Origin of the sequence: Treponema denticola, assembly GCF_024181605.1 — a bacterium.
Classification (GTDB): domain Bacteria; phylum Spirochaetota; class Spirochaetia; order Treponematales; family Treponemataceae; genus Treponema_B; species Treponema_B denticola_B.
Map to the genome: position 1 here is coordinate 75,570 of NZ_CP054477.1, position 20,696 is coordinate 96,265.

At 37.8% G+C, this 20,696-nt stretch carries 17 protein-coding genes; 10 read left to right on the plus strand and 7 right to left on the minus strand.

What is annotated here, in order from left to right; all coding sequences use genetic code 11:
• Positions 1-4 precede the first annotated feature (4 nt).
• Together E4N80_RS00365 and E4N80_RS00370 are read right to left on the minus strand one after the other, a co-directional pair.
• Entirely contained in the window at positions 5-1,318 is a 1,314-nt protein-coding gene (locus E4N80_RS00365) for a PALP domain-containing protein (protein ID WP_253699624.1), read from the minus strand.
• A 20-nt stretch (positions 1,319-1,338) separates the two neighbouring features.
• Positions 1,339-2,229, minus strand: a complete 891-nt coding sequence (locus E4N80_RS00370) for a DUF2156 domain-containing protein (protein ID WP_253699625.1) — start codon at positions 2,227-2,229, stop codon at positions 1,339-1,341.
• Between the two features lie 145 nt (positions 2,230-2,374).
• On the opposite strand from E4N80_RS00370, the gene E4N80_RS00375 reads away from it, so the two are divergent.
• Both E4N80_RS00375 and E4N80_RS00380 read left to right on the plus strand, forming a co-directional pair.
• Positions 2,375-3,196 carry a DUF2715 domain-containing protein gene (locus tag E4N80_RS00375; protein WP_253699626.1) on the plus strand — a complete coding sequence of 274 codons (822 nt, stop codon included), beginning with the start codon at positions 2,375-2,377 and terminating at the stop codon, positions 3,194-3,196.
• Between the two features lie 86 nt (positions 3,197-3,282).
• Positions 3,283-3,990, plus strand: a complete 708-nt coding sequence (locus E4N80_RS00380) for a DUF2715 domain-containing protein (RefSeq protein WP_253699627.1) — start codon at positions 3,283-3,285, stop codon at positions 3,988-3,990.
• Positions 3,991-4,108: 118 nt separating this feature from the next.
• On the opposite strand, the gene E4N80_RS00385 is transcribed toward E4N80_RS00380, so the two are convergent.
• Complete coding sequence (locus E4N80_RS00385; RefSeq protein WP_253699628.1) at positions 4,109-5,449, minus strand: tetratricopeptide repeat protein; 1,341 nt, start codon at positions 5,447-5,449, stop codon at positions 4,109-4,111.
• Between the two features lie 135 nt (positions 5,450-5,584).
• Here E4N80_RS00385 and E4N80_RS00390 point away from each other — a divergent pair, with 135 nt between their 5' ends.
• The 4 genes from E4N80_RS00390 to E4N80_RS00405 all read left to right on the plus strand — a co-directional run bounded on the left by E4N80_RS00390 (position 5,585) and on the right by E4N80_RS00405 (position 10,908).
• Positions 5,585-7,570 carry a DUF4139 domain-containing protein gene (locus E4N80_RS00390; protein ID WP_253699629.1) on the plus strand — a complete coding sequence of 662 codons (1,986 nt, stop codon included), beginning with the start codon at positions 5,585-5,587 and terminating at the stop codon, positions 7,568-7,570.
• A 72-nt stretch (positions 7,571-7,642) separates the two neighbouring features.
• Positions 7,643-8,425, plus strand: a complete 783-nt coding sequence (locus E4N80_RS00395) for a CDP-alcohol phosphatidyltransferase family protein (RefSeq protein WP_253699630.1) — start codon at positions 7,643-7,645, stop codon at positions 8,423-8,425.
• 93 nt (positions 8,426-8,518) lie between these two features.
• Positions 8,519-10,039, plus strand: coding sequence for a glycine hydroxymethyltransferase (locus E4N80_RS00400; protein WP_253699631.1), 1,521 nt, complete (start codon positions 8,519-8,521; stop codon positions 10,037-10,039).
• Between the two features lie 137 nt (positions 10,040-10,176).
• Positions 10,177-10,908: a carbon-nitrogen hydrolase family protein gene (locus E4N80_RS00405; protein ID WP_253699632.1), complete on the plus strand. Its 732-nt coding sequence runs from the start codon at positions 10,177-10,179 to the stop codon at positions 10,906-10,908.
• 81 nt (positions 10,909-10,989) lie between these two features.
• Here the strand turns inward: E4N80_RS00405 and E4N80_RS00410 are convergent, their stop codons facing one another.
• Positions 10,990-12,504 carry an IMP dehydrogenase gene (locus tag E4N80_RS00410; protein ID WP_253699633.1) on the minus strand — a complete coding sequence of 505 codons (1,515 nt, stop codon included), beginning with the start codon at positions 12,502-12,504 and terminating at the stop codon, positions 10,990-10,992.
• A gap of 149 nt (positions 12,505-12,653) precedes the next feature.
• Here E4N80_RS00410 and ileS point away from each other — a divergent pair, with 149 nt between their 5' ends.
• From ileS to E4N80_RS00430, 4 genes are read left to right on the plus strand one after another with little or no spacing between them, the layout of a single operon-like run.
• Positions 12,654-15,956, plus strand: coding sequence for an isoleucine--tRNA ligase (gene ileS, locus E4N80_RS00415; RefSeq protein WP_253699634.1), 3,303 nt, complete (start codon positions 12,654-12,656; stop codon positions 15,954-15,956).
• A complete protein-coding gene (locus E4N80_RS00420) occupies positions 15,940-16,785 on the plus strand; it encodes a TP0453 family lipoprotein (protein ID WP_253699635.1) in 846 nt (281 codons plus the stop codon). The genes ileS and E4N80_RS00420 overlap by 17 nt, the downstream gene beginning before the upstream one ends.
• Positions 16,786-16,799: 14 nt before the next feature.
• A complete protein-coding gene (locus E4N80_RS00425) occupies positions 16,800-17,045 on the plus strand; it encodes an FmdB family zinc ribbon protein (protein ID WP_253699636.1) in 246 nt (81 codons plus the stop codon).
• A 6-nt stretch (positions 17,046-17,051) separates the two neighbouring features.
• Complete coding sequence (locus E4N80_RS00430) at positions 17,052-17,411, plus strand: zinc ribbon domain-containing protein (protein ID WP_253699637.1); 360 nt, start codon at positions 17,052-17,054, stop codon at positions 17,409-17,411.
• Positions 17,412-17,415: 4 nt separating this feature from the next.
• Here the strand turns inward: E4N80_RS00430 and E4N80_RS00435 are convergent, their stop codons facing one another.
• From E4N80_RS00435 to E4N80_RS00445, 3 genes are all read right to left on the minus strand, one after another.
• Complete coding sequence (locus E4N80_RS00435; protein ID WP_253699638.1) at positions 17,416-18,669, minus strand: HD domain-containing phosphohydrolase; 1,254 nt, start codon at positions 18,667-18,669, stop codon at positions 17,416-17,418.
• Positions 18,670-18,734: 65 nt separating this feature from the next.
• Positions 18,735-20,024, minus strand: coding sequence for a cobyrinic acid a,c-diamide synthase CobB (locus E4N80_RS00440; RefSeq protein WP_253699639.1), 1,290 nt, complete (start codon positions 20,022-20,024; stop codon positions 18,735-18,737).
• A gap of 3 nt (positions 20,025-20,027) precedes the next feature.
• On the minus strand, positions 20,028-20,696 hold the full coding sequence (locus tag E4N80_RS00445; protein WP_253699640.1) for a precorrin-2 C(20)-methyltransferase: 669 nt from the start codon (positions 20,694-20,696) through the stop codon (positions 20,028-20,030).

A 20,696-nucleotide genomic window follows, 5' to 3' on the forward strand; every position in this document is an offset into this window, starting at 1 on the left:
AAAACTACCTCTCCATATATTCTAGCATATTTTCTATTTCTTTTTTAGATGGCTGTATCTTTTTTATATTTTTTATAGGTTTATCCAAACCTTTCATGTATTCAGGTTGAGTAGGCTTTTCACCGCAGGCATCCTCGATTATATCGGCTTCAAAGGCAGGATGATCCTTTGAAATAAGAACAATGGTTTCAGGCCCCTTATTTTTTAAAATTTTACTTTTTATGGCGGCTCCATAGGCTGCGGCTGTCGAAGTATCTATCATAATTCCATATCTTTGATAGGCCTTTCTAATAAGCTCCTTATAGTCTTTAGGATCTACCTGTTTAGGAAAAATTAAGGCCTTCATAATTGCCGGGCTTATTTCAAAAATCTGTTCCAAGCGCTCAATATTTGAGGGGCTTACAGGATCCGCGGCACTTCTTTGGCTCAAAGGAACTTCCATAGTTTTGCAAAAGCAGTCTCCGTCCTTGTCTACCGAAAGTTCAGGTGTAGAATCGGTTATAAACCCGTTTAATGAAAGGCCGCTCTTCCATGCAAAAAGTCCCGCCGAAAGGTTTCCGTAATTACCGGAGTGGAGGGCATAATAGATTTCGCCAAAAGAGTGTTTTTTAAAGCGGGTAAAAGCATAAAAATAGAAAAATATTTGGGGCAAAAGTCTGCCTATGTTTACCGTATTTGCCAAGGTAAGGCTGTATTTTTCTACAAGATTTCTGTCAAGATATATGGCTCTTTTTAAGTTTTCGACATCCTTTACATCTCCATCACATTCTACGGAGTAAATAGAACCTCCGTTTTCGGCTAAATATTCTTCCGGTATACCGGATGCATAACCTTTGGGATGTATTAAAAGAGTCTTCACTCTTTTTTTGTTCCAAAAAGCGGCTGCCATGCTTTGACCGTTCTTTTTGGTTCCTGTTCCTAAAACTATGGCTTTTTTATCGGTTATAGTTAAAATATGTTCAAGAACTGAAGCAAACCATAAAAAGCCGAAATCTCTGTGGCAGCCTGTAGGACCGTGAAAAAGGTCCAGCAAAAAGAATTTTTCGTCCAGTTGGCGCACTCTGGGGCTGTAGTTCCCAAAAGCTGAAACGGCAATACGTTCCGAAACGGCAGGGCTGAATTCTTCTCGTAGGATTGCAGAGGTTAAGGCTCCCGCAATAGATGTAAAACTTGAAGTTTCGTTAAGGTGATAGGCCCAATCGCTTAAGTCTAGGGCATCTTTCGGAATATAAAGCCCTCCGTCAGCAGGCATACAGTTTGTTACTGCCTCATAAAAGGATACAATCTTATTATTGTTTCTTGTACTTACTAAATCCATGTTTTTCTATTGTATCATATTTAAGATAAAATTCTATACTTTTTTATAAATTTTATCGGTTTATATGTCATTTTTGCTTGTCTTAAGCCCTCATCCCCTAAATCCTGCTCTCTGTTGATAAATTCTATGTATTCGGGCAGATAACCTGCAAAGGCATAATTGATGTACTGAAAACTCCCTTTGTAAGAAGCCAAGGCTTTTTCAAATAAAATAACGGCGGTTTTATTGTTTTGTGTTATTTCTGCAAGAGTCCAAGCCACAGGTTCATCCCAAACATAGAGAATGATGCCCATCATTGAGGTTCTGCTTAAGATTGATAGGGCTTCTAAGGCTGCTTCATAGTCGGAATTTTCAGGATTTGAGTCCGGTTTTGTGCTGTTCCATTCTTCAAGGACTTTTTTGGCATCTTCCACATTTTCGAGAGTAAGAGGTTCGATTGTTATTTTGTCATAAGATTTCTCAAACTTGTTTATATGGGTCTTTTTTTTATGAAAATCCTTACCCTTTAACTCGGCCAAATCCTTTCTGAGATAAACATAGTCAAAATTATCCCTGTCCTCTTCGATTTTTAGTTCTTTTAAAAAAGGCAGATTGAATACATTTGTGTTATTATCTAAAAAAGATTTTGAAAGAATCATCCATTTTTTATATTTTGCCAATAATTCCTTTGTTATTTCGACATCTACCGTACAGCATGGGGTTATAAAAAAGCTTTCGCCCTTATATTCCCCTATTATTATCAATAATTTTTCGGTTTTTGTTACCTGATATTTATAATTATGTCTAAAAAGGTATAAATTTAAAAAAGTAAGCTCCGAGATTCCGTCAGGAAGCCTTTTTAAGTAAAATTCCATTTCGGACTGCATGTCCGGCGAAATGGGTGCAAATTCGGGATACTGTGGTATACTCATGCATATATCCTACTATTTTTAAGAAAAAACGGCAATAGATATAAAAAAATACTTATATCTGATTGAAAATATGTTAATAGTGGGCTATACTTATATAAAATATGCGATTATGCGTTTAAATAAAATTTTATCTTGGAGGATAATTATGAAAAAAATTCTTTTTATTATTCTGGCATTGAGCTGTATGTTTTCATTATCGGCCTTTGATTTTATGGATATTTCCGGTGATGTCGGTATCGGTTATATGAACCATAATATGGTGACAGTTTATAAAGATGCTCTTAAAAATAATTTGGCAGATGGTTTAGGAGCTGCTCTGGGGCCAGGAAACCTTACTATGGATGCTCCAAGGTCCGTGGATTCATATAATGCTTTGGCTATAGGTGTAAAGCTCAAAATGGATTATTTATATGCCAATATCAGTATAGGTTTCCCCTTTACACAAATACCTACAGGAGAAGATCCTCTAGGTCAAAAATTAAAGGAAATTGATGCGACAAATAAGTTGGATAACTCCGTTATTGTAGATAGTCAGATTGGATTTGGAATAAATATTTTAAAGAGCTCTCCTCTAAATTTTTTTGTAGGCGGAGGACTTGGTATAAACTATATTCAGACAAAAAGAAAGCTTCCCGATGAATACGTAAAAACGATAACAGATCCTGTTACTCATGAAGTTTTAGCAAAAGAACTTAATGAAACACGAAGTATAGCAATGGCGGGGCTTGGTATAAATGTAGCTGTAAACTATTATTTTACAAAAAATATAGGTATTTCCTTTGATATTAAAGATACCGTATATTTTATTCCGATGTCAAACCAAAGGTATTATAAAGGAAAAGCAATAAACGGAAGCGGTTTTACCTATACAATCATCAAAGAGAAGAAACAGGATATTCAGTCCCTTATAAAATATTCATGGGCCAACAACCTTGCATTAAGATTGGCGGTAGCTTTTAAGCTTTAATAAAATTGTAACAAATTCCGGTTATCAGGAGTTTTGAATATGGTTCTGTTTTATAAACAGAAAATGTGTTTTATAGGAGGTTTATTATGAAGCACAAGAAGATAGTCTTAGTTTTGATTATTTCGGTTGCATCTGCTGTTTTTGCATTTGCAGATTTTGCAATTTCGTTCGGTCCTGCCTATACGAATTATTTTGTTCACACTAAAAATGATAGTAATTGGGGTACAGTCCATGCTGATATACAAAAGGCAGTACAAGATCTTAAAGATGAAAAGAATAATGCCGCAGGACTTGCTGTCGACCTTAGAGCGGGTTTTATTTATTTAATGTCCCAAATTGCCTTTCCCGGAAAAAACCATAGCGATCTTGTAAAGGACTCAAGTGCTGAAAAAGATAAGTTTTTAGTGAAGAATGCCTTTATCCTTGATACCCAGCTTGGAGCAGGTATAACTTTGTTTAAAAAAACAAGGTTTAACCTCTTTTTGGGAGGCGGTCTCGGTTTAAATGCTATGAAGGCTACTCAGTCTATTTCTATAGCTGGTCAGAATCTTAGTTACGACAAATTGGATGTCATGTTCGGTGTAGGCGTAAATGTTTTAGCAAGTTTTTACTTTACAAAAATGATAGGTATTTATGGGGGCATTGCCGATACTGTTTATTTTGCTCCTTTAAAAGTTAAAAAAACATTTAAAGTTGGAAATCAAGAATATACGGTTTCCAACACTAGCAACAACATAAAAGAGGTTATTGCTAACAGTGTAAACTTAAAGTTAGGCCTTTCTATCAGGTTATAGATTTTAATTATTTTACACAAAAAGGCAGTCCTTCAAATGGGCTGCCTTTTTTTATTCGTGCGGATGGTTTAATAGCCCGACGCTTGCGTCGGGCTATGTTGATTGAGTAAACTGCGTTTTATTTTAAGGAGTTTAAAACGTTTGAAAGCCTTGTTTTATCGTATAAGTCTAAAGGTCGCCCTTCAGAGAACCTAACAGCTTCTTCGGTAAAGGTTCCGGCACTCATACAAATTCCCGTTCCGCCTTTGACTTCTTTTAGCCGTGCATGCAGTTCTCTAAGCAGCAACTCACCTACCGTTCCCTGCGATCTAAAAAATCTAAAAATAACCGTATCCGAAAATCGAGAGGTATCTATTTCGGCAACTATATCGGTATAAGCTGCCAATACGGAAATATCCACTATTTTTACCTTAGCTTTCGGATAAAAACGGGCTACGATTTTGCGGCAAAGAGCTACGAATTCACTTTGACCTGACATTAGGTATATCTGTAAGTTTTTGTTTTTGTTTAATTCCTGATATCTCATTATTAAGGTCGCCGCATCCTTATATCCCGGGCTTATGGACTGGATTTCTTTTAAAAGATGAAGGGCTTGACCTATTTCTTGAGTTTTTATATAGGCTTGAGCTAGTCTGTATTTTAGCTCATTAGAAATATCCAAAGGTGTTCCGGTATGCTTTAAGCCTATTTGGAAGTCTTCAATAGCTCTTTCCAACTGATCGGCCTTTGCTCTTATCATACCTGTGTATAATGAGGCTTGAGGTCCGAAAACAGGATCTACTCTAAGATGGTTTAATATCTTTAAGCATCGGTCAGTCGCTTCCGTTTCATAAAAACATTCGCCCATTGCAAACAAAACTTCCTTATCATCGGGTTTAAAATCCAGGGCTTTTTTTAAAGCCGGAAGGGCTTCAGCGTATTTATGTAAGTACTTAAAAGTATATCCGAGGTACTTTGTTGCCAAAAAGCTGTTTGGTTCAAGTATTAAGGTTCTTTTGAAAAATTTAACGGCTTTTTCATACTCTTTTTCGAGATAATAGATATAGCCTAAATTATAGCTTACATCGAGATTTTTAGGATTGATTGTTTCTGCAAGAAGAAAGCCTTTTTTTGCCTCAGGGAGTCTGTTTGTTTTCAATGCACAGATACCGTATCTGATAGCAATATCCAGCTGTTTGTTCATTTCGAGCGGTTTCATTCTGTCCAGTAAGGCCGAGTATGCCATATATGCCTTTTCCCAGTCTTGGTCTTGATAATAAATATCTCCCATTATATATAAACCTTCGACATCATGAGGGTTTTGAGCTAAACGGCGTGAGGCTTCTTTCATTAAACCGGCTCTGCCTTTAACTTTCTTTCTTCCTCCTGAAGATGAGGATTTGCTTCGTGTAGCTACAAGGACAAGGATAACAACAGCGATAATAATAATAAAAAAAGAAATAATAATAGTCGATACCATTCTCCTATTATGCGTTTTATTTTAAGATATGTCAATGGAAGATGAATTGAATTTTTAATAATACTATAAATCTACCCTAGCCAGCACCTCTCGTATGTGATATAATGGGGGAGATACTATTTCCTTGGAGGAGGTATGAAAAAATTATTTTCTATGTTGATTTCATTAATGTGTATGACTACGGTTTTTTCTGATTCTGTAAATGAGTTTAATGAGGATGATCTTCCTTTAAAAAGAGTGACCCTATATTCCTCAGGCGTTGCTCATTATGAGCATGAGGGCAGGGTGAAAGGCAACGGAAAAATAGAGATGTTGTTTTTGCCTTCCCAGATAAGTGACGTGCTAAAATCTATTTTTGTAAAAGATCCTGCTGCAAAGAATTTATCGATAAATTATCAATCGGAAGATACCCTAAAAAAAACTATGCAAAGTTTAAAGATAGATTTATCTGAAAATGACTCTATTTTTAAGATACTTAACTCGCAGAAGGGAGCCGAAATTGAAATTTATACGCCGAGTAAGATTACCGGTAAAATTTTAAGTGTAGATAAAATTGAAGACTCTAAACCGGATATGATTTTGTCGATTGCTGCGGCAGACGGTGTTAAGATAATATCCTTAAAAGATGTACAATCTTTTAAATTTACGGAGCCCCAAAGGAATGAGGACTTACAAAAGGCTTTAAGTCTTATTTTGGAAGCTTCTGCAAAGGAAAGGAAGCTCATTTCGATTGATATAGAAGCTGCCGGAGAGCGTAATATAGGGCTTTCTTATGTTATGGAAGCTCCTATTTGGAAGCCTTCGTATAGGCTTGATATGGGCAATACAAGTGCAGCTTTTCAGGCTTGGGCCATAATCGATAACTCTACGGATCTTGATTGGAAGGATGTAAAACTCACCCTTACAAGCGGCCGTCCCGTAGGATTTAGACAAAATTTGTATGAACCCTATTATACCGAGCGAGAAACTATTCCGATTCTTGCAGGTCAGACGGCCGATATTGAAACCTTTGATTCCGCTTATGATGACGATATGGCTTATGAAGAAACTATGCCCATACCGCTGATGGAAAAAAGGGCTTATGCAAAGGCGGCTGCTCCCTCCATGGACGAAGCCAAGGAATCTTCTTATTTTGAAAATCAGACTATTGCGAAGAGTAGTGCGGGGGAAATGTTTGCCTTCAGCCCTGTAAAGCCTGTTAATTTACCTAGGCAGAAGAGTACGATGATTCCTCTTAGCCTTGCATCGCTTCCTGCGCAAAAATACTCGGTTTTTTCGAGTATACCTTATGGTTCCGATGTTCATCCTAAGTTGTGTATCAGTATCGAAAATAATTCCGGTCTAAAGTTCCCTGCAGGGCCCATTACGGTTTTTGAAAATGGAGAGTACTCAGGCGACGCTATTTTGGAATTTTTACCGGAAAATGAAAAACGGCTCATAGCCTTTGGTGATGATATAGATGTGCGGGGAACAAAAACCGAGGATTTTGATGAGCATATTCATAGTCTTAAAATAGTAAAAGGCGTTTTAACAAAAAGGTATAAGTCGTCTAAAAACTCTGTCTATACTATCAAGAATTCTGCATCAAAAGAACGCTCCATTATAGTTGAACATTTTATAAGCTCAGGTTTTAATCTTGCCGATGAAAAAAAATTGCTGGAAAAAACATCGAATAAGTACAGGTTTAATATCAAGGTTAAGGCTAACTCTCAAGAAAAACTTGATGTAGTTGAAGAAAGATTTTTTGAAGAAATTATCCAAGTTAATATGATGGATAATAATTCCATGATAGCTATTTCCTCCAACGCTAAGATGCCTGAAAAGATAAAAAAAGCTTTCAAAGATATTTTAAATGAAAAGGTAAAAGTTGATAAGGCCCAAATTGCCTTGAATAGCTTACAAAATGAGCAAAAAAATCTTAATGCCGAGCAGGATAGAATCCGTAAAAATCTTCAAGCTGTCGGTTCCGAGACCCAACAGGGAAGGATGTTTTTAGATAAACTTTTGGAGATAGAAAATTCTTTGGAGAATTTAAAGAAGAAAATCGGTCAAAGTGAAAAAGAATATTCTAACCTGCGATCCGCTTTTTTAGAATATGTTGAAAAAATTAATATAGAATGATTATTTTTTATGTTGATTCATTATGAAAAAGAAAAAATTGTAAATAGAAAATAGAATGCGGAGTTGCTTTTTATGGAAAAAAGAATCGGAAGGTTGATCTTATTTTTTTGGCTGTTTCAATTTTCAGCTGTTTTTGCAATTTATAAGATATTTAATACGGATACTGAGATTTTTAGTGCATTTTTGATACATATAACTCTCTGGCATTCGTTACTTTTGTTTTTTTTAATTCTATACAAGGGAGATTTTATAAATGTTGGGACTAATCTTGTGCTTGAGAAAATTAATCTTGCAAATGGAATTACTCTGTTCCGCATAAGTTCGGTTCCTTTAATAGCCTTTCTTTTAAAACAAAATTCGATAGAACAGATAAAAATAATCCTAGCTGTTGTTTTAATCTTGGTTTTTTTGACGGACTTTTTTGACGGTTTTATAGCCCGTAAATTTAATCAAGAAACAAGGATCGGCCGTATGCTGGATTCTATGAGTGATTACTCTCTGCTTGCTCTTATTTCGATTGTATATTATCAGCTTGGTTTATTGCCTAATTGGTTTTTCTATTTGATTTTTGTAAGATTAATGTTTCAAGCTTTGGGAATGCTTTTTTTTATATTATTAAAATTTCCTGTTGAAATAAAATCTACAAGGGGCGGCAAGATAACAATAGCGGCGACTATGATTCTTTACAGCCTCAAGGTGCTGCAATTTTTTGTTCCTTTTTTTTATAACTTTAAACAATTATTTTTAATAGGAGAATATTCCTGCGGTTTTATTATTTTTGTATTTTTGTTTGAAAAGATATTTATTTTCTATGATCATTATAAAAAATACCGCAAAAGGAATAGAGAAACTTAAATCTCAATACTCAAAAAGGCTAGAATATAATTTTATAAATTGTTATAATATTGAAGTTATAGTATAAAACACAGTTTTGATAGGAGTTATAATATGAAAGAAGGTTTAAAAAAATACCTTGAAAAGGAAGGCTCAAATGCAAAGTTAGCTATGGTTGCATATTTGGCCAATTTGGATCAGGTCGCATCCGTGTATCCTGAGGTTGCATCAAGTATTGTAAAAGAAATAGAAAATCAGCGAAGTCACTTAAAACTTATCGCCAGCGAAAACTATTCTTCATTGGCTGTGCAGGCTGCTATGGGTAACCTGCTGACCGATAAATATGCCGAAGGCTTCCCCGAACACAGATATTACGGAGGATGCGAAAACGTCGATGCCGTTGAAATGGCTGCCTGCGAAGAAGCATGTAAGATTTTTGGAGCCGAGCACGCCTATGTTCAGCCCCATTCAGGTGCTGATGCAAATATCGTAGCTTATTGGGCTATCTTAAATGCCAAGGTTGAAGAACCCTTCTTAAAGAAATTTGAAACGGTTGTAGACGGAAAAGTTAAAAAGATGAGCCTTGAAGGTTTGAACCATGAGGAGTGGGAAGAATTACGCCATGCTCTTGGAAATCAAAAACTGATGGGCTTGGATTATTATTCGGGCGGACATCTTACCCACGGCTATGTTCAAAACGTTTCTTCAAAAATGTTTAAGACATGCTCATATACGGTAAACAAAGAAACCGGTGAGCTTGATTATGCCGAAATTGAAAAAAGAGCGATGGAAGAAAAGCCTTTGATTCTTTTGGCAGGATACAGTGCCTATCCCAGAAAAATTAACTTTAAGAAATTTAGAGAGATTGCGGATAAATGCGGAGCCGTTTTAATGGTTGATATGGCCCACTTTGCCGGTCTTGTTGCAGGGAAGGTTTTTGAAGGCGAATATAACCCCGTTCTTTGGGCTGATGTGGTAACAACTACAACCCACAAAACTCTTCGAGGCCCCCGCGGTGCTATGGTTCTTTGTAAAAAAGAATTTGCCGAATTTGTTGATAAGGGATGCCCCCTTGTAATCGGCGGCCCTCTTCCCCATGTTATGGCTTCAAAGGCTGTTGCCTTCCGCGAAGCAAGCAGCAAGGAATATCAGGACTATGCACACAATGTCCGCGATAATGCCGCTGCCCTTGCTGAAGAATGTATGAAGCTCGGAATGAAGCTCCAGACAAACGGAACAGACAATCACTTAATGCTGATTAATGTAACAAAATACGGCTTAAACGGCCGCCAAGCGGAAACTGCAATGTCCGAGTGCGGCGTAACCCTTAACCGAAACAGCTTACCCTTTGATCCGAACGGACCTTGGTGGACAAGCGGTTTACGCGTAGGAACTCCTGCAGTAACAAGTCTTGGAATGGGTAAACCCGAAATGAAGCAGATTGCATCAATTATCGACAGGGTATTGAAGGCTTCAAAACCCGGTGTAACAAAGAGCGGAGCTCCCAGCAAGGCTAATGTAGTTGTAGACCCTGCCGTAAAAGCAGAGATACAAAAAGAAGTAGATGCTATTTTACATAAATTTGTTCTTTATCCCGAATTGGATTTGGACTATTTAAAGAGCATCTATTGCTAAAACCGTCTTTTGATTGAAACAGGGGGCTCCGAAAGGCTTTTGCTTTATATCGGATGCCCCTTTTTTTATGGAGGATGGATAAACAGTTCGGCAGAAATTCAGCCTCACTGTTTATCGTTAGTGTATAGGAGGAAAGTATGAAAATCGGACTTTGTGCATCGGAAAATATAGATAATGATATTGATTTTAATATATCGCAAATCGAAGGCTTTATAGAAAAGACAAGGTCTGAAAAGCCCGATCTTCTTCTCTTTGGAGAAAGTTTTTTACAGGGCTTTGATTCTCTTTGTTTTGAGTATAAAAAAGATATTTTGACAGCTCTTCAAATCAACTCGGAACCCATTGCAAAGATTCGTTCAATTACCCAAAAAGAAAAAACAGCCATAGGTTTCGGTTTTATCGAAAACGATCATGGTGCTATTTTCAGCTCATACATAATATTAGGAAAAAACGGAGAAATGCTGTGCCTTTATAAAAGAGTTTCCCAAGGCTGGAGAATTGAAGGTACCTGTGCCGACTATCGTGAAGGGAAAGCGTTTTTTGAGTTTGATTTTGAGGGTAAACGCCTTGCCGTTTTTATCTGCGGAGACTTATGGGAAGATAATCTTTTAGAGCCTATTATAAACCTCAATCCCGATGCCTTTTTATGGCCGGTATTTTGCGGTTATACAAAAGAAGAATGGAAAAACGGTGAAGGCTCTGCCTACGCCGAAAGAACTGCAATCCTCGATAAACCTGTTTTATTTATAAACTCCCTTGTAAAGGAAAATGCTCCGGCTATAGGAGGCGGCGCCTTTGTATGGCATCACGGTAACCTCATAAAAGAAATACCGATGGGCGAAACAGGCTTTTTGTTATACGAAATTTAACATGACATTGGAAAAATATAAGCCGCTCTTTAATTAGTAATTTGAGCGGCTCTTTACTTAATAATTTGAGCGGCTCTCTACTTAATAATTTGAGCTTGAAGAATGGCTCATGTCTTTTAAGACAACATCGTGAGGTCCGCCTTCAATGATACTTGCCGAAGAAACTAAAGTTATTTTTGCATCACGCTGGAATTCCGGAATACTTAAAACCCCGCAATTACACATTGTTGAGCGTATTTTGTTTAAGGTTACCGCAACATTATCGTGGAGTTTTCCTGCATAGGGAACGTATGAGTCTACACCCTCTTCAAAAGAAAGCTTTTTCTCTCCGCCCGAATCGTATCGTTGCCAGTTCCTTGCCCTCGCAGAACCTTCGCCCCAGTATTCTTTCATATAGTTTCCGTTAATCAATACCTTATTTGTAGGGCTTTCGTCAAAGCGGGCAAAGTAGCGTCCAAGCATACAGAAGTCGCTGCCCATAGCTAGGGCTAGGGTTATGTGGTAATCAAAAACGATTCCGCCGTCGGAGCAGATAGGAATATAAACGCCCTTCTTTTTAAAATATTCATCCCGGGCCTTGGCAACCTCTATTAGGGCAGTGGCCTGACCTCTTCCTATTCCCTTTGTCTCACGGGTAATACAGATTGAACCGCCTCCTATTCCAACCTTTATAAAATCGGCACCTGCATCCGCTAAAAAATTAAAGCCGTCAGCATCTACAACATTGCCGGCCCCTATGGGAATTGAATCTCCGTATTTTTCTTTTACAAATTTAATAGTTTGCTTTTGCCAATCGCTGAATCCGTCCGATGAGTCTATACAAAGTACATCGGCTCCCGCTTCCACAAGGGCGGGGACTCGTTCTTCATAGTCCCTTGTATTTATACCGGCTCCTACCATGTAGCGTTTTTTTTCATCAAGAAGTTCGAGCGGGTTTTCCGCATTGCTTTCATAATCCTTTCTAAAAACAAAGGCAACAAGACAGCCTTTTTTATCAAGAATCGGAAGCGAATTGAGCTTATATTCCCAGATAATGTCTTGGGCTTTTTTTAAGCTTATCCCTTCTTCGGCAACATGGAGGCGTTCGATAGGGGTCATAAATTCTTTTACCCTAGTATTTAAATCGGTATGTCCTATGCGGTAATCCCTTCCCGTAACCACACCTAATAGCTTTCCGTGTCCTGTTCCGTCATGGGTTACGGCAACGGTAGTGTGGTCTGTCCTGTCCTTTAAGTCTAAAACATCGCTTAAAGTTTGCTCAGGCGTGAGGTTTGAATCGCTTTCGACAAAACCTGCTCTATAGTTTTTTACTTTTGCTGCCATCTTGGCTTCACTTTCAATTGATTGCGAGCCGAAGATAAAGGAAATACCTCCTTCCCGTGCAAGTGCAATAGCCATATTGTGATCGGAAACGGACTGCATAATCGACGAAACAAGAGGAATATTTAAGCTGATTTTAGGCTCTTTACCTTTTTTATATTTTGTTAAAGGCGTTTTAAGAGAAACCGCCTGAGGAATGTGCTCGATTCCCGAAAGGCGCGGGACCAATAAATATTCGCTGAATGTATGCGAAGGTTCATCATAAAAAAAAGCCATAGATCACCTCAAAAATAAATTTGTTAATACTATAATTTTTTTGAAAAAAAATCAAGAACTTTGAATTTTTTAGTTTGACGGAGGCGTTGTACAATTTAAAAAAAAATAGTATAATTCTTAACTATAATTTTTTATTTTGGAGTTTTTTAATGTATAAACCCGTAGACCCGAAGGTCGATTTTGCAAAACAAGAAGAAGATATCTTAAAATTTTGGCAAAAAAACGATGTATTTAAAAAGTCCGTTTTATCACGTGACGGACGGGATAATTATATTTTCTTTGACGGCCCGCCCTTTGCCACAGGGCTGCCTCACTTCGGCCATTTTGTTCCCGGAACAATTAAGGATATTATTCCGCGATATAAGACAATGAAGGGCTTTAGGGTTGAACGCCGCTTCGGGTGGGACTGCCACGGTCTTCCCGTTGAAAATTTGATTGAAAAAGAACTGGGACTCAATTCGAAAACCGATATAGAAAAATACGGTATAGATAAATTTAACGAAGCCTGCCGTGCAAGCGTTTTGCGTTATGTAAAAGAGTGGAAACAAACGATTACCCGCTTAGGACGCTGGGTTGACTTTGAAAACGATTATAAGACCATGGAACCCGCCTTTATGGAATCTATTTGGTGGATTATGAAAAGTTTGTGGGAAAAAGGTCTCTTATATGAGGGCTACTATATTCTCCCTTATTGTCCGAGGTGTTCTACGGTTCTTTCAAACCATGAGCTTAACTTAGGCGGATATAAGGATGTTCACGACCCTGCAATAACCGTACGCTTTAAGGTTCTTTCGCCTGTAAAGACTTCTCCTGCAGGAAAGACCTTTGAGGGGAAAAACGCTCTTCCTTCCGATACCTATCTTTTGGCATGGACAACCACTCCTTGGACTTTGCCGAGTAACCTCGGTCTTGCTGTGGGTGCGGAAATCGACTATGCCTTAATAGAATATGATGGAGCTCACTATATAATGGCCGTGCCTCGGCTTGAAGCCTATTTTGCAAAAAGCGGAAAAGAAGAAGCAAAAGAGTATAAGCTGATTTGGACAAAGAAGGGTGCAGAACTTGAAGGCTTAAGGTATGAGCCCCTCTTTCCTTATTTTAAAAACCTCGCCGCAGATGAGAATGGAAAAAACGCTGAAGCGGGGCATGGTGCCTTTAGGATTTTGATAGGCGACTTTGTTACAACCGAGGACGGAACGGGAATTGTTCACACGGCTCCCGGCTTCGGTGAAGACGATAACAGGATATTTAAAGATACCGGAGTTCCGACTATTTGTCCGGTTGATGCTGAATGTAAATTTACTCATGAAGTTTCCGACTACCAAGGCCTTTTTGTAAAGGATGCAGACAAGCAAATTATGGAAAGGTTAAAAGCCGAAGGCAAGCTCTTTAAGCGGGCTCAGATTTTACACTCCTATCCTCATTGCTGGAGATGCTCAAGCCCATTGATATACAGGGCCGTTGCAAGCTGGTTTGTTTCGGTTACAAAGATAAAGGATAAGCTTCTTAATGCTAACTCAAAAATAAATTGGCAGCCCGATCATATAAAAACAGGCCGCTTTGGAAAATGGCTTGAAGGAGCCCGTGACTGGGCTATCAGCCGAAACCGGTATTGGGGAAATCCCATTCCTATTTGGAAGTGTGCCGATTGCGGCGAAACAATTTGTGTAGGAAGCAGGGAGGAGCTAAAAGAGCTTTCAGGCGTGTTCCCTGAAGATATGCACAAGCACTTTGTCGATAAGATAAATATTCCGTGTAAAAAATGTAATGGAACAATGAAGCGTGTGCCTGAAGTTTTGGACTGCTGGTTTGAGTCGGGTTCGATGCCCTATGCTCAACAGCACTATCCTTTTGAAAACAAAGAACACTTTGAAAAAAACTTCCCTGCCGATTTTATTTCCGAAGGTTTGGATCAGACCCGCGGATGGTTTTATACTTTAACGATTTTAGCGGCAGCTCTTTTTGATGAGCCGGCCTTTAAAAACTGTATTGTAAACGGACTTGTGCTTGCCGAGGACGGTAAGAAGATGTCAAAGTCCTTACGCAACTACACCGACCCTAACGAGGTTATAAAACAATTCGGAGCCGATGCCCTTCGCCTCTTTTTGATGAATTCAAATGTTGTAAAGGCTGACGATTTAAAATATTCTGATGAAGGAGTGCGGGATGTTCTTAAAGGAATCTTAATTCCTTTTTGGAACAGTTACAGTTTCTATATAACCTATGCCAATATCGATGGAATAAAGCCTCCTCATAATGCAAAGGTTGACGGAAAGGATGAAGGTGTAGAAGAATTTTTAGCTAAATTAAATAATCCCTTAGACTTGTGGATCTTATCGGTAACCGAAAAGCTTGTTGCCGACGTAACGGAAGCTCTCGACAAGTATGATCTTGCTCAAGCTATTCCGCCGATGGTTGAATATATTGACCTTTTAAATAACTGGTATATCCGCCGTTCCCGCCGACGCTTTTGGAAAAGCGAAAATGACGGGGACAAGGCTCAAGCCTATGAAACCCTCTACCGTGCCTTAAAGAAATTTTCTCTTGTTGCAGCTCCGGTAGTGCCGTTTATTACGGAAAGCATTTGGCAGAATTTACGGACCGAAAGCGATGCTCTTTCTATCCATCTTGCAGACTATCCCGAGTACAACGCAAAGATAAGAAACAGTGAGCTGGAATTTAAAATGAAGACGGTTCAAAAGGCCGTTTCAATGGGAAGAGCCCTGCGTTATCAGTTTAACTTAAAGATAAGGCAGCCCCTAAAGGCAGTCGAAATAGTAACTCTCAATCCCGAAGAAAAAAGAGTTCTTTTGGAAATGGAAGAAAGCATAATCGAGGAACTCAATGTTAAAGAGGTTATCTTCCACGAAAAAGAAGATGAGCTTGTAGAATATTCGGCCAAGGCTAATTTTAAAGTTCTCGGAAAAGAATTAGGCCCTCTTATGAAAAAGGCTGCTGCCATAATTGAACAGATGAATTCAAGTGAAATCCAAAACATAATGGAGGGAGCTACTTTAAGTATCGACATCGAAGGAAAATCGGTAGAAATAACCGCCGATAAAATTGTGATAAATAGAATCGAAAAGGCCTCCTTAAAAATAGTAAATGAAGGAACCCTAACCGTAGGTCTTAATACCGAGCTGACTGAAGAACTTTTAATGGAAGGTTATATTAGGGACTTGGTAAGAGGTATTCAGACCTTGCGTAAGGAATGCGGCCTTGATGTTACCGATAGAATTAAACTTTATCTTTCAGCCTCTCAAAAAAATGCCGATAATAAAGAGCTGGAAAAAGCTTTTGAGCTTTTTAAGGACTATGTTTGTGATGAAACCTTGACTGTGCAATCTTCTTGGCTTAAAACCGGAGAATTGACAAAGCTCGGTTCCATTAAAACAAGCCTTGTTGAAGCCGGCGATTATGAATGGGAGATTGGAATTGAAAAGAATAATTAGAAATACCCTTGCTGTACTCATTTTTATTTTGGTTTTTGCTTCATGTAAGACTGCACCGCCTCTTCCCGGAGTAGTAAGTCCCTTCGGTATGATAGGCGATGGTGCCGATATGTATATTTATATGCCTATCGAGAAAAATAAAAAAATAGCAGAACCTATTTTGGCTTCTGTCGGCGGAGACTCCATGAAACAGGCCTTGAGCCGAACCACAGCCGTATATTCGGGGGTATTTATAAAAGACAGACTTACGGAAATCAGGATTTGTTCTACCGGTAAATATCCGTATGGAGTGACTGACAGCATTTTTAAGAAGAATAACGGATGGGAACCTAAAAAAACAAAGGAAAAGTATAAGTATTATAAGTCGTCCTATGTTGATGTTTCAATTCCTTCTCCTCAAATAGCCTGTCTGGTTATGGGCCCTGATGACAGGCAAAGTATGGAAGTTTTTTTAGGAAAGTTGAGTAAACCTGAGGAAGCCATTTTTCCGCAACGGTTTGATGACCTTGTAAATTCCGGTTCTCAGGATATAGGGCTCTTTGTAAAAAACGGGGACTTTTTTTTAGGACAGATAATAGGGGTTCAGCTTGGGCTTCCTGTCGGCGTAATAGAGATGTACTTAAAAAAGAATTCGGAAGTTGAAAATGAATATCTTTATGATTTGAGTATTGAAACACAAAACATGATGACGGCTTCCTTATTGAAATTATTTTTTAAAAAACAGCTTAAGGCTGATGTAAGACTTGAAGAAAATAAGCTGATTATAGAAAACAGACCAGTTACTGAATCTAAAATTATTGAAATAATAAAGTCTTTATATAATTATTAAATGGGAGTTTAAAGATGCCAACATATGAGTATGTTTGCGATTCTTGCGGTCATGATTTTGAGGTTTTTCAGAGAATGAGTGATGAACCCGTATCTGTTTGCCCCGAGTGCGGTAAGCCTGTAAGAAGAGTTATTTCGGGAGGCTTAGGAATTAACTTTAGAGGATCCGGTTTTTATGTAAACGATTCTTCTTCTCCAAAGGCTGCATCAGGCGGTTGTTCGGGTTGTTCTTCATCTTCATGTTCAACATGCAAACACTAAGGTTTTATGGGAAAGATAGAAAAAGGGCATTTGCCTAAGTTTTTTTGTGAAAACTGCGGGCAAGAGGTAAAGCGTAACACAAAGGTATGTCCCCATTGCGGACGTTTTTTCGCTTCGGTAAGATGCCCTTCTTGTAATTATATGGGGCATACGGATGAATTTGTAAACGGATGCCCCTCTTGCGGCTTTGCTATAAGCTCTGACTCTAATAAGAATACAAAAAAATATCATAGGAATAAACTAAAAGAATACCGCACAAATTATAAATCCAATAGGTATGATGATCCTCTTCCTTGGTGGGTTTACAGCCTTGTCATAGGCTCTTTGGGTTTATTGATTATCTATATATTTTATTTTAGAACTTAAAAAACTACTCATCTGTAAGATGGGCTTTAATTGCTTGGATTCTGTCAAGCACTTCAAAAAAGGCTTTTGCTATTTCCGGATCGAATTTCTTTCCGCTCATTTTTTTTAATTCTTCAAGTATGTCTTCTTCGGTCCAAGAGTCTTTGTAGGATCGTTTTGAGGATAGTGCATCGTAGACATCGGCCATTGCGACAATTCTTGCACCAAGGGGAATTTCTTCTCCTTTAAGTCCTTGTGCACAGCCTGTTTTTTTATCTTTTTTTAGCGGGGCTCCCGTTTCTATATCAATGTGGCCGGGATAACCTGTTCCATCCCAGTTTTCGTGATGGCGCAGAGCTATTTCCATTGAGAGTTTATCAAGAGGGGAATCGTTCCCAATGAACAAACGGGCTCCCAACCATGTATGGGTTTTCATAACCGAGAATTCTTCATCGGTTAACTTTCCGGCTTTTTTTAAAATCAGATCCGAAATTGCAACCTTTCCAATATCATGAAGCATCGATGCAATTTTTAGCGAGTCACGGTATTTTGTTTGTTCGGACATAGGAATGCCGTTATTAAATGCCCATCTATCATAAATTTCAACCGAATAGTTCGCAACTCTGTTTACATGCATTCCCGTTTCTCTCGGGTCGCGTAATTCAGCCGTTTTGATCATACGCATAACCATTGCCCTTGTTACAAAAGCATGTTCAAGGGCTATTCCCGCGTTTGAAGCAAAATGACTTAAATAAATTTCATCATCGTGGGAAAATGTTTCCAGTTTGCCGTATTTATCAAGAGCGTTTAAAACTTGAATGACTCCCAAGACCATCCCCGACATAGAAAGAATGGGGATGGTTAAATTGGAAACGGTCTTATAGCCTGTTTTTTCATCCGTAGCTTTGCCGAACTTAAAAGGCTTATCGGCATCAATATTGTAGACATCCGGAATATTTATAAGTTTTTTTGTATTTGCAGCATATCCGGCTATTGTATAATTGTCTATAGGAAAATCGAAAAAAATGTAAGGAAGCTTTGTTCCTGCCGGAAGTTTTTTTTGCAGGGTGTTATTCTGTGCATATCTTATGGCAAGTCTATCCCCTTCAGCTATATATATTGAACCGGCATCGGCATTTACAACACTCCGAGCCTCGGTAAGTATTTGTTCTAAAAGAACATCAACGTCTTGAACGCTGTGTATCAAAGATTCCGTTTCGAGTATTTTGATGAGAATTTGTTCTTTTGACAGCTCTTTATATTTATTTTTTTCTGCCATAACTGTATTGTATTATATTCTAAAGAAAAAGTCTATATTTTTTTTAGAAAAATAAAATTTACCGTCTAATTTTGTATCAGATTATAAAAATTTTCAAGATTATATATAAAATGGATGTTTTGAAAAAGGCCTAAACAGTTTTTGTATACATAAGCATCTTTAAAACTCAAAGTTGAACAAGGTTTTTTAACTGTGAAAATAGGAAGAATTTCGGTTGTTGCTTTTGATTTATGATATTCGGCTGCATTTAAGATTGTTCCTTTTTTTCCTAAAATACAGTCCTGCATAAATTCAAGCTGTTTATATCCGAAATTTTGCAGGGTGCTTGTGCTCTCAACCGAACCTTGAAAAATTCCGCACATTTTAAAACCGTCAAGTTCTTCAAAAAGATAGGATAGCCCTTCGCCTTCAGCTAGGATTTTTCCGCCGTCTTCAGCAAACTTTTTGATTGTTGTTTTTATTTTAATATTTTGAGAAAGAGCATCCCTGTATTTATTTATTTGGCCGCTTCCGAAATATAGAAAGCCGCAGTCCGGCAGCTCCGTATCTTTAAGGGGAGAAAAATAATTTATCTCAGTGCTGTTTTCAAGTAAAAAGATATTTTCGGAATAATATAAATTAAAGGCCTCATCCATTGCGATTGCAGTGCGTGTATTCGTTTTTTTTATTTCGATCTTGTTCCCTGTTTTAAGAGGCTGAAATAAGTTTAAAAGTTTTTGAATATCTATATTTTCTTTTACAATTTTATATAGAACATCTAAAAATTTTTCATCTTTTAGCCGTTCGTCTATGTCGAGGCCGAGTCCTGATTCTTCAATTTCAAATTCGGAAACTTTAGGAAAAAAGCCTAAGACTTGCAGTTCAAGATTATCCTCAATCATTTTTTTATAAAGAGGAAAAAGTTTGGGGCTGAGTTTATTAAGTATAATTCCCCTTATTCTGTTTTTTGAAAATTCGATCATTCCTTTTAGTTTTGGAATAAGCGTAAACATTTCACCCTGAGGTGCGTAAACCAAAACAATATCGCTTCCGATTTTTTCTGCCGTATCAAAGGAAGAATTTTCCGAGGTAGTTCCCATTCCGTCGAAGCAGCCCATCACTCCCTCAATAAGGGCGTATTCCGAGTTTGAAATATTGAGAGAAAACTCCATTCCATTTTGACCCATCATAAAGGGGTCAAGGTTTCCGGCTCTTTTGCCTGAGATGATTTCCAATATTTTACGGTCAACTTGATCGGGGCCTGTTTTAAAAGCGGAAATATCAAAGCCTTCTTTTTTTAAAGAATAAAGAAGGGCTGAAGATATGATAGTTTTTCCCGAATTGCTGTTCGGGGCGGAAATCATTATGCCTTTCATCTTCTAATTTCCTTTTTGTTTGCGGGCGATGATTAAGGATATATAATCTTCATCTTCTAAAATTTTTTCTTTTTTATCTTTGGGGAGGATTGATTCATGTTCCATTGTTGCTCTTTTTATATAAACATAGTCAAATCCGTTTTTTTCAAATTCTTTTAGTATAAAATTTTTTTGTTTAGATGTTTTTAAAAGAGCTATAGATGAAGATGAATTTAAAATTTTTTCATTTAAATGATCGGTAATTGTAAGCACCTCAGCTTTTTCGGCAAGAGGAATTTGTGCTCTTCCTGCAGCAGCCACTGCAGAAGGAATTCCTGAAATAATTTGCAAATTGATTTCCGGTATTTTAAAATAGGGCATCATGTAAATAAATGTGCTGTATATCATAGGATCGCCTATAGTTAAAATAACGGTATTCGAATTTTCTTTTGTTTTTTTAAGTATTTTTTCGGCTTGAATTTTATAATCATCTTCAGATACAAAGCCCATAGGAAAATCAAGAAACAAAACTTCTTTGTTCTTTATAAAATCTTTTACCGTATCTAAGGCCATATTTTTTCCCTTATTGTTGGGAGCAAAAATGAGGTCTGCATTTTCAAGAGCTTTTACTGCCTGTAATGTAAGATACTCCGGAGAGCCCGGACCTGTTCCTACTGCGAAAATATTTTTCAT